This is a genomic window from Peredibacter sp. HCB2-198 (genome assembly GCF_045999315.1).
Lineage (GTDB): Bacteria > Bdellovibrionota > Bacteriovoracia > Bacteriovoracales > Bacteriovoracaceae > Peredibacter.
In genome coordinates this window covers 3,312,487-3,326,982 of the sequence record NZ_CP174607.1, presented here as the reverse complement: position 1 = coordinate 3,326,982, position 14,496 = coordinate 3,312,487, and the positions used below count along the sequence as shown (strand labels likewise).

General features: G+C 43.5%; 11 protein-coding genes. 9 read left to right on the top strand and 2 right to left on the bottom strand.

The features are described 5' to 3' along the window. The first annotated feature begins 68 nt into the window (after positions 1–68). The 6 genes from ACJVC5_RS16810 to ACJVC5_RS16785 all read left to right on the top strand — a co-directional run bounded on the left by ACJVC5_RS16810 (position 69) and on the right by ACJVC5_RS16785 (position 6,435). Positions 69–1,064: an adenosine deaminase gene (locus ACJVC5_RS16810; protein WP_408096698.1), complete on the top strand. Its 996-nt coding sequence runs from the start codon at positions 69–71 to the stop codon at positions 1,062–1,064. Further along, the gene (locus ACJVC5_RS16805; RefSeq protein WP_408096697.1) at positions 1,057–1,968 is read left to right on the top strand and encodes an AEC family transporter; all 912 of its coding nucleotides are present in this window, start codon (positions 1,057–1,059) and stop codon (positions 1,966–1,968) included. The genes ACJVC5_RS16810 and ACJVC5_RS16805 overlap by 8 nt, the downstream gene beginning before the upstream one ends. Positions 1,969–2,074: 106 nt before the next feature. After that, positions 2,075–2,947: a hypothetical protein gene (locus ACJVC5_RS16800; protein WP_408096696.1), complete on the top strand. Its 873-nt coding sequence runs from the start codon at positions 2,075–2,077 to the stop codon at positions 2,945–2,947. A gap of 168 nt (positions 2,948–3,115) precedes the next feature. After that, a complete protein-coding gene (locus ACJVC5_RS16795; protein ID WP_408096695.1) occupies positions 3,116–4,009 on the top strand; it encodes a hypothetical protein in 894 nt (297 codons plus the stop codon). A 158-nt stretch (positions 4,010–4,167) separates the two neighbouring features. Beyond that, entirely contained in the window at positions 4,168–5,031 is an 864-nt protein-coding gene (locus ACJVC5_RS16790; RefSeq protein WP_408096694.1) for a hypothetical protein, read from the top strand. A gap of 63 nt (positions 5,032–5,094) precedes the next feature. Then, the gene (locus ACJVC5_RS16785; RefSeq protein ID WP_408096693.1) at positions 5,095–6,435 is read left to right on the top strand and encodes a sensor histidine kinase; all 1,341 of its coding nucleotides are present in this window, start codon (positions 5,095–5,097) and stop codon (positions 6,433–6,435) included. A 4-nt stretch (positions 6,436–6,439) separates the two neighbouring features. Here the strand turns inward: ACJVC5_RS16785 and ACJVC5_RS16780 are convergent, their stop codons facing one another. Then, a complete protein-coding gene (locus ACJVC5_RS16780) occupies positions 6,440–8,041 on the bottom strand; it encodes a peptide chain release factor 3 (RefSeq protein ID WP_408096692.1) in 1,602 nt (533 codons plus the stop codon). Positions 8,042–8,181: 140 nt separating this feature from the next. Here ACJVC5_RS16780 and ACJVC5_RS16775 point away from each other — a divergent pair, with 140 nt between their 5' ends. Then, complete coding sequence (locus ACJVC5_RS16775) at positions 8,182–9,558, top strand: sensor histidine kinase (protein WP_408096691.1); 1,377 nt, start codon at positions 8,182–8,184, stop codon at positions 9,556–9,558. Positions 9,559–9,589: 31 nt separating this feature from the next. Here ACJVC5_RS16775 and gcvPB read toward each other — a convergent pair whose 3' ends face one another. Further along, the gene (gene gcvPB, locus ACJVC5_RS16770; RefSeq protein WP_408096690.1) at positions 9,590–12,601 is read right to left on the bottom strand and encodes an aminomethyl-transferring glycine dehydrogenase subunit GcvPB; all 3,012 of its coding nucleotides are present in this window, start codon (positions 12,599–12,601) and stop codon (positions 9,590–9,592) included. Between the two features lie 129 nt (positions 12,602–12,730). Between gcvPB and ACJVC5_RS16765 the strand changes: the two genes are divergently transcribed. Together ACJVC5_RS16765 and ACJVC5_RS16760 are read left to right on the top strand one after the other, a co-directional pair. Further along, positions 12,731–13,456: a class I SAM-dependent methyltransferase gene (locus ACJVC5_RS16765; protein WP_408096689.1), complete on the top strand. Its 726-nt coding sequence runs from the start codon at positions 12,731–12,733 to the stop codon at positions 13,454–13,456. A gap of 36 nt (positions 13,457–13,492) precedes the next feature. Next, on the top strand, positions 13,493–14,491 hold the full coding sequence (locus tag ACJVC5_RS16760; protein WP_408096688.1) for an adenosine kinase: 999 nt from the start codon (positions 13,493–13,495) through the stop codon (positions 14,489–14,491). Positions 14,492–14,496 lie beyond the last annotated feature (5 nt).

The following is a 14,496-nucleotide window of genomic DNA, read 5'->3' as shown; positions in this document are numbered from 1 at the left end:
TTACGCGTAACGATATTATTCTAAAGACTTAATTGCCATTATTCTCTCTCATGAATAAGATGTTGTGAATGAATCAAATCGACCTTATCAAAAAAATTCCCAAGGCCGAGCTGCATCTCCACATTGAAGGGACTTTTGAACCCGAACTCATGTTTGAGATCGCCACTCGTAACCAAGTTTCGATCCGTTTTAAGACGGTGGAAGAACTCCGCAGTGCTTATAATTTTCATGACCTTCAGTCATTTCTGGATCTTTATTATGAAGGGGCAAAAGTCCTTATTCACGAGAGAGATTTCTATGATTTGACCATGGCCTATTTAAAAAAATGTCGTGAAGATCATGTGGTCCATACCGAAATTTTCTTCGATCCTCAGACACACACTGAACGTGGAGTGGCCTTTAAAACCATGTTCGATGGGATTTATCGTGCTCTGGCCGATGCCCAAAAAGAGTGGGGGATTACCTTCCATATGATCATGTGTTTCTTGCGTCATCTTTCAGAAGAAAGTGCCATTGAAACATTGAAAGAGGCATTGCCTTACAAAGATAAAATCATCGCCGTTGGGCTTGATTCAGGGGAAAGAGGGAATCCTCCACATAAGTTTGAACGAGTTTTTAAAATGGCCCGAGATGCCGGATTTTTGACAGTGGCCCATGCGGGTGAAGAAGGCCCGGCCGAGTACATCTGGGAGGCCTTGGATCTTCTGAAAGTGAAGCGCATTGATCACGGTGTGCGCTCTGATGAGGACGAGAAACTCATTAAGCGTCTGGTAGAGGAGAAAATGCCTCTTACCGTGTGTCCACTTTCAAACATTAAACTTTGTGTTTTTAAAAAGATGACGGACCATAATTTAAAAAAACTCCTCCAAAAGGGAGTGAAGGTCACAATCAATTCTGATGATCCTGCCTATTTCGGCGGATACATGAATCAGAATTTTATTGAGGCCGCCCGTGACCTTAATCTTTCTCATCAAGATATTCTTACAATTGCCAAAAATTCTTTTGAGGCCTCTTTTTTAAGTGAGGCCGATAAAAAGCGCTGGATCGACCAAGTTCATGAGTAGTCTTATTCTTTTATTTGTTAGCCTTCTGATTGGTGTTTGCCTTCAGAAGGTGAAAACCATTCCCTCAAACGCTCATACGACCTTAGGGACATTGATCTTATATGTACCAATGCCGGCGATTTGCTTATTAAATTTGCCTCACCTCGAATGGAGGACGGATCTTATTGGTCTGGTCCTGGTGGCGTGGTTAATGTTCGGAGTGGCCTATTTCCTCTTTCAATATCTGGGGAAAAAATTTGCTTGGGAGAAAAGTCTCATTGGCTGTTTGATTTTGACCGCTGGCTTTGCCAATACATCTTTCGTGGGGTTTCCGGTGATTGAGGCCCTCTATGGAATGGACGCGGTTAAGCACGCTCTGGTGGTGGATCAAATGGGAAGCTTTCTCATTGTTTCTAGTCTGGGTGTGTGGCTCGCCATCACTTACTCATCGGGAAAAATGCGCAAGCGTGTTCTGTTTAAAAAGATCCTGGTATTCCCACCATTTCTTGCTTTCACATTTGGCATTCTTCTAGGAAGTTTGGGATGGCAAGCGGAAGGGGACATTAAAATTGTTCTCGAAAAACTTTCCGGTACATTGACCCCTCTGGCCCTTATTTCAGTGGGTCTTCAACTCAAGTGGGGAGAGATCAAGAATGAATTTCAATATCTCGTCATGGGGCTAGGTTACAAATTGCTGCTCGCGCCCCTCATGATTTTTTCTCTCTACTATTTTCTCGGAGTGAAGCAAGAGATACTCCGAGTCGCAGTGATGGAAAGTGCCATGGCCCCAATGATCACTGCAAGCATTCTCGCTGCCTCTCATAATCTGCGTCCAACTCTCGCAGGAATGATGGTGGGAGTAGGTGTACCGCTATCATTTGTTACACTCGGCATTTGGTATTTGGTGTTAAATTTTTTTAACTGACTTTGAAGCAGTATCCAAAAAAATCTTACATCTTCTTAACTTTGCTGGCATCTCCAGAGTTCTGTGTCAACATTGTTACAGATTTAAAGTTAATCAAGGAGGATTAATGAAAAAACTATCAGTAGGATTGCTCCTCGCAACCCTTATCGCATCTCAACCAGTTCTCGCTTGCACAAAAGACGGCTCTGAGGGTTTCGTACCAGAGAACAACCTCTTCATCCCAGTAGACGCTAAAAGCATCAACACAATCTCAGAAGCTCAATTCAATGAAGTTATTGATCAAGTTTCAGACGTATATGCTCCAATCGTTTCTTCATACGGCGGTAAATTAGAAGTTGTTCGTAAATGGACAGACGGAACAGTTAACGCTTACGCTGAACAAGAAGGCAATATCTGGAAAGTGTCTATGTTCGGTGGTCTTGCTCGTCACAAAACAATCACTCCAGATGGTTTCGCGCTTGTTGTATGTCACGAAATCGGTCACCACATTGCAGGTGCTCCTCGTTACGCTGGTGATGATTGGGCCTCAAACGAAGGTCAATCTGATTACTTCGCAACGACTAAATGTCTTCGTCGTGTATGGATGAACGAAGATAATGCTTCTATCGTTCGTAAAATGGAAGTTCCTCAATTCCTAACTGATTCTTGTAACAAAAACTGGAAAACTGCTGCTGACCGCGCTCTTTGTATCCGCGGTGCTATGGCCGGTGATTCTGTGGCAAAACTATTTGCTGCTCTAGCTTGGTCAATGAAAGCTCCAAAATTTGATACGCCTGATCCAAAACAAGTATCATCAACTTCAGACAGTCACCCTGCTACACAATGTAGACTTGATACATACTTCCAAGGTGCTCTTTGCGAAAAATCTTTCAATGAAGATTTCTCAGCAGAGACTGAAGTAGCTGGTTCTTGCCACGGCTCTACAGGCCACACAGTTGGTCTACGTCCTCGCTGTTGGTTCAAACCTACAGTTCAGTAATTTCTCCTCCAAGAGTCAGGTCTTCGGACCTGGCTTTTTTTTGCCGCTATACCTGATTAAAATACTCATCCAACAAAATCTTACTTTAGTCTTTCACTGTAGTAACTCGATATCTGATTATGTCAGAATTACGTTAAGACCTAGTGATTTTCTAAGGAGAGATTTAAAATGAAGAGTTTCAAGCAAGGACTGCTAGCTATTGCCCTTACAGTTGCTTACCCAGTTATGGCATGTACACCAGATGGTACTGAGGGTTTTGTTCCTGAAAACAATGTAAAAATTTATGCTAACCAAAAAGGCCGCATGGGTGGTCTTACTGAGCAGCAGTTCAACGATGTGATTACAAAAGTTGAAACTCTATATGCTCCTATCATTTCTAACTTTGGTGCTAACCTACAAGTTGAAAGAAACTGGGACGATCCAACTGTAAATGCTTACGCTCAACAGATGGGTAAGACTTGGAAAGTTTCTATGTTCGGTGGTCTTGCTCGTCACGAGACAATTACTGAGGACGGTTTCGCCCTGGTAGTATGTCATGAACTTGGTCACCACATCGGTGGAGCTCCAAGAAAGACCTCTCAATGGGCATCTTCATGGGCCTCAAACGAAGGTCAAGCTGACTACTTCGCAACTCTTAAATGTCTACGTAAAGTTTGGCTAAACGATGACAACCAGGCAATCGTTCGTCAGATGATGCCAGTTCCAGCAACTCTAAGAAGAGCTTGTAGTAGTGCTCACACTTGGAGTGATGACTATTATATGTGTATCCGCGGTGGTATGGCCGGTATGTCGGTTTCAAGACTTTTCATGGCGCTTCGTAACTCAACTGTTGAGCCAAAGTTTGATACTCCTGATACAAAGGTTGTAACAAGAACTGATGACAATCACCCAGCTTATCAGTGTCGCCTTGATACATATTTCCAAGGTGCTCTTTGTGACAAATCAATGAACGAAGATGTTTCTGCATCAAGCGAAGTGACTGGCACATGTCATGGAACTTTGGGTGATAAAGTTGGTCTACGTCCACTTTGCTGGTTCAAGCCATCTGTTAGCAGCCGCTAATTTAAACGAAAATTCATCTTTTCAATAAAGGCCGGGTAATCCCCGGCCTTTTTATTACATCTTCTTACATCACGAATATAAAGCTGACGTCTTCACACGGAGATTTCTAAAATTGACCAATTGTAGAGATTTAGAAAAATCTTAAGGAGAAACAACACATGAAATTTCTAACTGCACTCGTTCTATCAATGGCCCTGGCCGCTCCATCATTTGCCTGTACGGAAGATGGCAAAGGTGGATTCCTTCCTGAAAACGATCTATCAATCCCTGTTGGTTCAAAACTGGCCGGCGGTCTGACTGAAGCTCAATTCAACGCTGTTATTGATAAGCTTGAAGTTATTTATGCTCCAATCGTTGCTCAAATGGGTGGTCGTCTTACGATCAACCGTAAATGGACAGATGCTACTGTAAACGCCAATGCTACTCGTATGGGTGGTTGGATTGTTAATATGTACGGCGGTCTTGCTCGTCACAATACAATCACTGAAGATGGTTTCGCTCTTGTTCTTTGTCACGAACTCGGTCACCACCTTGGTGGAGCTCCAAAAGTTGGAAACCTTTTCAACAAGTGGGCATCTAACGAAGGTCAAGCTGACTACTTCGCAACTCTTAAGTGTCTTCGTAAGGCCTTCCTTAACGATAACAACGCTCAAGCAGTTGCTCGCATGAACGTTCCTACAACTCTTTCAGAAGCTTGTGCTAAGGCATGGCCAAATAAAGATGATCGCGCGATCTGTATCCGTAACGGTATGGCCGGTGTATCTGTAGCAGGTCTATTTGCAGCTCTTCGTAATCAACCAGAAGGTAAATTTGAAACTCCTGATACAAACGTAGTTTCTAGAACTGATGATGCTCACCCAGCTCACCAGTGTCGTCTTGATACATACTTCCAAGGTGCTCTTTGTGAAAAATCTTTCAACGAAGACGTATCTCAGAACGATGAAGTGAAAGGTACGTGTCACGGTAAGACTGGTTATAAAGTTGGACTTCGTCCTCTTTGCTGGTTTAAGCCAAAAAAATAAGTTAAGCTTGTCTTAATTACGAATAGGGGCCAGGTTATCCTGGCCCTTTTTTTTTGGATAAAAATGGACAGCGCTTCGGTCATTATCAACATTTCTGTTCTTACGATTATCGGAATGATTATCATCAGTTCGATAATCTATTGGTATGAAAGAGATAAAAGACAATGGCAGGCAGTTGAGTACTGGCTCTCAAACGGTGCTTATTTTTTGCTCGCATCTCTGACTTCGGGAATGAGTCAAACCGTTATGGCCTTCTCCACTATTTTTTGGTGGTGGCGAGTAGTGGCCGTAAGAAAAATTCTCGAAGGGGTAACTGAGAAGGATCTGAAACGAAAGTGGCATATGCCCATTATCCTGGCCTCTTTTTTTCTGTCGATTATCTTTAATCTTATGGGGCTGGGGTTCTTTTATTATACATTTCCCCAGGCGCTGGTTGTTTTTATCGTGGCCGTTGATCATTTGATCGCCACTAAAAAAGAGCTGGATAGAAGACCAAAAATTTCGATCACTCATTATCTACTGTTCTTTACCATCCTGATTATCTTTGCCCATATTGTTGACTACCCGATCTTTCGTTTTGATCCGGAATTTTCATTCTATGGGTTTGCCATTTCTTTGATGTGTAACATCCTGATGGCCATTCTTCTTCCGTCAGTGACCATCTATGAGCTTAAGACTGAATATCAGAGAAAACTCGAGAATAAGCTTGAGATGCAGTCAAAATTCTCGGCCTTGGGAGAAATGGCCGCTGGGATCGCCCACGAGATTAACAATCCATTAGGGCTCATAACGACTCGGGCAAATTATCTGCGGAACCACATTCAAAGAGGAAGTGCTGAGAAAGACTTCATTGTTAGAAATCTGGATCAGATCGAGGAAACAACTCTAAGAATGTCCACCATCATTAACTCGCTTCGAAACTTCTCTAGAGACAACCGTAAAGAGCCATTTAAGTCAGTGACTCCGGAACAAATCATTGAAGACACCATGAACTATTCCCGTGATCGTTTTCGTTTACATTCAATTCAGGTGATTATTGATCCATTTCCGAATGTGGAATTAGTTTGTCGACCGATTCAGATCTCTCAGGTCCTTTTGAATCTGATGAACAATTCATTTGATGCAATTTCTAAGACCGATAAACCATGGATTCATCTGACCTGCGAGGTGGTTGATCACACCCTACGGATCAAAGTCATTGATTCTGGGAAAGGCATCCCTGAGTCATTTAGAAAGAAGATCATGGAACCCTTTTTTACCACGAAAGAAATGGCCGGAACTGGGATTGGTCTCTCAATTTCTCGTGGGATCATTGAGGATCATCATGGAAAGCTTTACTACGATGAAACCTCAATGAATACGGCCTTCGTGGTGGAACTGCCTCTTCAGCAGAACGAAGTTTAGGTTATTATTCGATATAATCTGAGTTCTTAAAAAACTTCACGTCTGGATTTTTCTCCATTGCGAGCTTTAAGTCCCATTCAGTTCTTACCGCAAAACAAAGACGCTTATCTTTGTCTTCCATAATCACTGAAGAGTAGTCTTGAGCGAATTTTTCTTCTGCTTTTTTATCCGGGAATTTCAACCAACGAACACCGGCCCATGCCACTGGCTCGTAAGAAGCTTCCACTGAGTATTCATCTTCCAGACGATACTTCACAACTTCAAATTGGAGAGCACCAACGGCGCCCAACATCTTTTCGTTGGTGTGACGACGGATGAAGAGCTGAGTGGCACCTTCTTCAGAAAGTTGAGAAAGACCTTTTTCTAGGTGTTTTGCTTTCATTGGGTCTTTCGCCGTTACACGCATGAATAATTCAGGCGAGAAACTTGGAATACCGGTGTAACGGATATGTTTTTTACCCATAGAGAAGGTGTCACCGATTTGGTATTTACCAGTATCGTAAAGACCGATGATGTCTCCGGCCAATGCTTCTTCAGCAATGTCACGATCACGGGCCTGGAAGATAAGGGGAGTTGCGATACGAATCTCTTTCCCAGTTCTTACATGATAGATTTTTTCATTTCTTTCAAAGCGTCCAGAACAAACGCGCATGAACGAAATACGGTCACGGTGTTTAGGGTCCATGTTGGCCTGAATCTTAAAAATAAATCCTGTAAATTCTTTATCACTTGGATCAATCGTGATCTTCTCAGCGTTTGAATCATAAGGAGCAAGAACTGCTTCACGAGGTTTAGGCGTTGGAGCAATCTGCGTAATAAGATCCAGTGTTTCTTTTACACCGAAGTTTTTAAGTGCTGAACCGAAGAACACCGGAGTTTGAATTCCCGCTTGGTATTCTTCCATATTGAATTCTGGAATCAGGGTTGAAACCATTTCCAGTTCTTCTTTTAGTTTTTCAACCAGTGCCGGACCAATGGCCTCTACTAGTGAAGGAGCATCAAGATTAGAAGCATCAATAAAGCTCGGAGAGAATGGATCTTTCGAGTCTTTGAAGCTCAAGATCTGTTTGGTTTTAAAGTCGTACACGCCTTTGAAGTCAACACCGTTACCTACTGGCCAGGTCATTGGCACACACTGAATTTTAAGAATCGATTCAATGTTATCCAGAAGCGCGAACGGATCCATCGCCTCACGGTCAAACTTGTTCATGAAAGTGACGATTGGAGTATCACGCATTCGACAAACTTCCATAAGTTTAATCGTCTGGGCCTCCACACCTTTAGCAGAGTCAATCATCATCAACACGGATTCAACCGCAGTAAGTGTGCGGTAAGTATCTTCCGAGAAGTCTTTGTGTCCCGGAGTATCCAGAAGGTGAAGAGCGCGATCATTATATTCAAAACTCATCACTGATGAAGTGATGGAGATACCACGTTGCTTTTCAAGTTCCATCCAGTCTGATTTTGCGTAATCACCAGTCTTGGATTTAACCATCCCGGCCTCACGAACGACCCCACCAAACCACAAGAGTTTTTCAGTCATGGTTGTTTTACCGGCATCCGGATGGGAAATAATGGCGAAGGTACAACGAGGTTTAAAACTCATGGATAGTGTCCTGAAAAAGTTTGGTCTTGTGCGTAATCCGTTGATATCAGTAAATGTAAGAAATGTATATAAAATACGTCTGTCGCTCTTATGAATTAATTCAGCTCAATGTAAGAAATTTGCTGTCTACAATATTTCTTATGAGTATCACCAATCAAATTATCTTTGGTCTCTCCTTATTTACGGCCCTAATCATGGGAGGTCTTTCCTACTTGAGTTATCGGCGTCATAAGGAGAAGGAATTTTATCACTTAACTGAATTTTGGGCAGCGTTGGGATTTAATACTCTGGCCTGTGGGTTTTTTCTTCACATTATGCCTCATATAATCGCCCTTTCTATGGTGGGGTGGATCTGGCCATTACGAGGATTTAAACTTTTCCTACAAGATATCTCTGGCACTGAGTTTTCTGGTCGATGGCGCTACTTAATGCTCGCGGGTTGTGCATTCGTTTCCGTGGCCCTCGCGAGTTACGGCATGGGATTCACTCTCTATACATTACCGTTCACTCTCGGGATCGTGGTCTTTGGTGTCAGTTTGGTGTTTGAGGCCCAGAAAAAAAACCAGGGACCTCTGACTCATTTTCATTGGATTGCCTATGGACTTTCCGCCCTGTATTTCGTGACAAGATTGGCCTTTCCGATTTGGCGAATGGAAACCATGAATGAACCAATGGCCCTCATGGGAGATTTGATTTTTTACATTCTCTTTTCCGGAGTGACTTTGTTTGTGTTTCTTGAATTGATGAACCGTCGTCACAGTGAAGAAGTGAATCACCTGGTGAAAGAGAGAAATGACCGGCTTCTCGGACAATCAAAATATGCTGAGCTAGGAATGATGTCGGCCGGAATTGCTCACGAAATTAATAATCCACTGGCCGTGATTCAGGCGAGAACCACTCAGCTTCTTCGTATTTACCGAGATACGGAACGACAACAAGACCTGGCGGACGGACTTCAACAGATTATTTATACCAGCGAGCGAATCAACCGCACCATACAAGGGGTGAGAGAATTTGTTCATCAGGATGAGAAAGGTCCTCAGACTGAAATTGATCTTAAAACGTTAGTGGATGATGTGCTGGTCTTCTGCGGACAACGCATGAAAAACCACGGGATTAATCTTCGATTCTATGGCCTAGAAAACTACAGTGTAGTGGGAAATAAAATTCAACTTGAGCAGGTGATTCTTAATCTCCTAAACAACTCATTTGATGCCATCGAATTTTTACCGGACAAGTGGATTGAAATCAGTGCTCATCAGGTTAACGATCATGTGCAGATTTATGTGAAAGATTCCGGTAGTGGCATTCCTCCGGAGATTGCTTCAAGAATTATGGAGCCATTTTACTCAACAAAAGATTTGGGTAAAGGAACAGGACTAGGACTTGCCTTGGCCCGCGGGATTGTAGAGAAGCATGGAGGAAGTCTTCAGTATTTAAGTGACACCTCTCACACCACTTTCCTCGTGGATCTTCCGACCTTGCCCCATGAAGATTGGAGCAGTTTTTATCATTAAAAAAAAGGGCCACGATTGTGGCCCTTATTCATTATTGATTCTGGTGAGCTTTTAAGATGAGCTCGCAAAGATCGCCCGCAGTTGAATTTCTGAGTCTCTCAGAATCAACTCGATCAGGGATGATATCCGGTAGGTGATCCGTAATTTTCTCAGTGAGTACTGGGGTCTTGTTCGCAAGAACTTCATCCACGCGATCAATCGGAGTGAAGTGAGGAACTGTTTTAAGAACTTCCGGATGCTCATTAATAAGCTTAAGAATAGTTTCAACCACGTCAGAGAATTGATCCAATTCTTTCTTAGAGTAAGTTTCAGTTGGCTCAATCATAAGCCCGTACTGCTCTGGGAAGGCAACCGTTGGAGCATGGAAACCGAAATCCAGGAACAGCTTACCAATACGAGCAATGGTGTTTGTTTTCGGAGTTCCGCTAGCTTCTACCTTCTTAAAAGTTTCTGGAGAAAGAGTCAGAATGAACTCGTGCATACGAGGAGCCGAACCTGCTTCCGCTGGAAGTGTAGGGTAGCTCTTCGAGAGACGGTTATGTAAGTAGCGCGCAGAAAGCACGGCCACCTGGCTCATCTTACGAACACCATCGGCACCCAAGGCCTTAATATAAGTGTAAGCGCGGATCTTGTGAGCGAAGTTACCGAAGTGACGGTGAAACGAGCCGCAAGATTTGGCCGGTTTAACGATGTCGTACTTGCCATCTTTCTTCACAACCTGAACACCAGGGATGAAATCAAGAAGTCGGTGAGAAACACCAACAATCGCGTCACCAGGACCGCCGCCGCCGTGAGGAATTGTCCACGTTTTATGAAGGTTATTGTGAACAGCATCTACGCCAAGTTTATTCAGATCAAGAATACCGGCGATAGCATTCATGTTCGCGCCGTCCATATAAACCAGACCACCCACTGCGTGGATGAGTTCACTCATTTCTTTAAACTGAGTTTCAAAAATTCCGGCCGTGTTAGGGTTTGTTACCATCACACCGGCCACACGGTGACCATCTGTTTTTAGGAATTCTTTAATTTGAGCAAGATTCATCTCGCCATTTGAAAGAGCTTCAACTGTATAAATACCATAGAGCTGACCTTCAACCATCTTCGTTTGGTAACCGGCCATTGTTGCTGTGGCAGGGTTTGTTCCGTGGGCCGAACGAGGAATGATGATGACATTTCTTTGATCACCTTCACCACGATCGCGGTGGTAGGCCTGGAACATTTTAAGTCCAACTAATTCACCTTGAGCACCCGCAACTGCTTGAGTCACTACTCCTGGAAGACCAGTGATGGCCTTGAATTGTTCTTGGATTTCGAAAAGAATTTCAAGACAGCCCTGAATATCTTCAACCGGAGCTTGAGGGTGAACATTTGTGAAACCCGGAAGAGAGGCCGCATAATCGTTGATGTACGGATTGTACTTCATGGTACAAGAACCAAGAGGGTAGATACCGTCATCTGGAGAAAGGTTTTGTTTTCCTAGTTTCTCATAGTAAGCGATGATCTCTTTTGAATCAATTCTTGGAATTTCTGGAGCATCAGTTCTTAGCATCACAGATTGAATTTTAGGAGCTGGAGAGCCACCCTTGGTTTTTTCAAAGTTTGAACCAAAGAATGATACGAGTTTATCCAGATCTTTTTCAGAGTGAATATCAGTGAAGCTCAACATAAGAAGATTTTCACCGGCAATTTCCGTATGACGGTTTGAAACGTCCACACCCACCTGAAGACCAGCGGCACTTGCCTTATGAATGAATTCAGAAGTGTTCACTGGAAGTTTAAGCGTAAACTCGTTGAAGAAAGCAGAGCCCTTAAATTTAAGTTCCACACCTTCAAACTGAGTCAGAGTTTCAACTGCTTTCTCGGCCAGAGCGCGAGAGTGTTTCAATGTTGCTTCAAATCCTTCGTCCCCACGGGCAAGCATCGAGGCCCCCGCCGCAGTTGCTACGAAAGACTGGTTAGAACAGATATTCGATGTCGCTTTTTCACGACGGATATGTTGCTCACGAGTTGAAAGAATAAGCGCCTTACACTCACGACCTTTAAGGTCCTGAGTCTTACCAACGTAACGGCCGGCGGTTGAACGAATTGAGACCTTATCTTGTTCATTGTAACGGATACCGAAGATTCCAAGACCAGGGCCACCGAAGTTTGGACCGATCGCCAGGTGCTGACCTTCCGCTACGACCATGTCCGCGCCCTGACCCCGAACACCGAACTTCGCCGGGGCCTTCAACCCACCTCGGCCAAGAAGCATAGGATCGACAACTGCGATAGACTTAATGTTGTTGTTTGAACAAAGGTCTACGATTTCATCCACTGATTCGATGTTACCGAAGTGGTTTACTTGTGGGAACGCCACTGCGGCCACTTGTGGAGTTGTATTAAGGATTCGCTTAAGAGCGTCGATATCTAGTTTACCAGTCTGAGCATTGATCGGAGCGCGAACGATTTTCATCTCAGTTTCTTTCGCGTGAGTCTCAATAACTTCCAGGTCACCTGGATAAAGGGTGTTGGCCACAACCACAGTTGTAGAATCTTTTACCAGACGAAGAGCACAGTTCATCGCCTCATAAAGACAAGTTGAGCGATCATAAAGAGAAGCGTTTACTGCTTCAAAACCAGTCAGCTGCGAAACGAGAGACTGATAGATCCAAAGAGTCTGAAGTGTTCCTTGAGAGCGCTCTGGTTGGTATGGAGTATAAGCGGTCGTAAGACCACGGATATCACAAACCGGACCTACAACATCTGTCACTTTATACTGAGGAAGACCATCACCTAAGAATGAGGTCTTGATATTGTTTTTGTTGGCAACATCATTCACGTGACCAATGAGTTCTTCATAGGCCAGGTGTTTTGGCATTGGTACTGACGTCATCTTCACGTCAGAAGAGATATGGGCGTAAAGATCATCCAGACTGTTAAGGCCCAGGGTCTTTAGCATGTCATTAATGTCTTTATCATCTGCACCGATATAAAAAGGTTTCAGTTCTCGTTTTAATTTTTCAGGATGGTAGTTAAGAGGCGTGTGTGTACCCTTCATAGTAATTCCTTGATGGCCTTGTATGTAAATTGCCCCATATGTTAGGCCCAAGTGAAGAGGTTTGTTAAGAACTAACCGTCAGAAAATGCAGGTGGTCAATCGAATTGGAATGATTTAAACTTGAGTTTTATGGCACTCAAACTCATCAAAGACGGAACGGAACTTTCTCTCGGGGATTCGGAGTTTTCCGAGCTAAATAAGTTTTGCGAAGAAAACGTCATAGATCTGACATTTGAGTGGATCTCGGGCCAGTTTTGGCTTCATTCAGACATTCCCAAAGAAAAACCAATTGGAATTGAAATTGATCGGGAATTATCTCGTCACGAAGAATATTTGAAGAAGAGTTCCGTTCATAAAGAGCTTCTCGCCAAAGCGATTGGTGTAAAAGGAACTCATCGTCCACAGGTTTTGGATTTGACGGCCGGAATGCTCGGAGATTCTTTATTGATGCTGGCCTTTGGCTGTGAAGTTTGGGCCACCGAAAGACATCCAGTGATTCGTTTTCTCATTCAATCAGCGCTTAAGAATGCTCAGCATCCAAAACTTCAAAATTTTCATTTCCAAGCGACTTCCGCCCAAGAAATTCTTGAAAATGGCCCAAGAACAGAGGTCATTTACTTTGATCCCATGTTTGAAGACATAAACGAGAAGGCCTCTCCCCGCAAAGAGATGCGTATATTTCGAAATGTTGTAGGTTCCGATCAGGATGCCATCCAGGTTTTTGAAAAGGCCCTTGGGAAAAAGACCAAACGTTTAGTCGTCAAGCGCCCTCGCCATTCCGCCAATCTTTCAAAGGCCCCATCGGTACAATATATCGGTAAATCCACTCGATATGATGTGTATTTTTCAGTCTAATTCTATTACATTAGTCGTCTACTTTGGAGATTTGACATGACTAAGAAATACGATGTCTATGCTATCGGGAACGCCCTGGTGGACATGGAGTATGAAGTGCACGATGAATTTTTTAAAAAGAACAACATTGATAAGGGTCTCATGACTCTGGTGGATGAAGATCGCCAGAATTACCTTTTAAATGCACTTGGAACTGCTCCTAAGAAACAGCAGTGCGGTGGTTCGGCCGCTAATACAGTGATTGCCACTGCCCAGTTCGGTGGAAAAGCTTTTTATTCATGTAAGGTAGCAAAAGATCCTATCGGAAACTTTTATTTCCAGGATCTTCAAGATAATAACGTTGATTCCAATCTTCAAAAACAAGATCGCGATCAAGGTATCACTGGAAAATGCCTGGTGCTTATTACGCCTGACGCAGAAAGAACTATGAATACCTTCCTGGGTATCACTTCAACCATCAGTAAAACTGAAGTTTTCCCTGAAGCGATTCGCCATTCGAAATATATGTACATGGAAGGCTATCTTGTGGCATCTCCTTCAGGTCGCGCGGCCGCGATCCACGCTCGTAATATCGCCGAGGCCGCTGGTGTGAAGACCGCCCTGACGTTTTCCGATGTGAATATGGTGAAATTCTTTAAAGAGGGTCTCGCTGAAATGATTGGCGACGGTATTGATCTTCTTTTTTGTAATGAATCTGAGGCCTGTGCTTATACAGAAACTGATGATATCCTAGAAGCTCGTGAGAGACTTAAGCTTATTGCTAAGACTTTCGTGATCACCTTGGGTGAAGAGGGCGCGGTTATTTGGGACGGGCACAAGTTCATTAACATTGAACCATTCCATGTGAAAGCAGTGGACACTAACGGTGCAGGGGACATGTATGCGGGAGCATTCTTGTATGCCATCACTAATGGCCATGATTTCGCTTCGGCCGGAAAACTTGCTTCTAAGGCCGCAAGCAAAGTGGTTTCACAATTTGGTCCTCGTTTAAAAACAGAAGTAGCATTAGAAATTAAACAGAAAATTCTAGGATAGGAGTG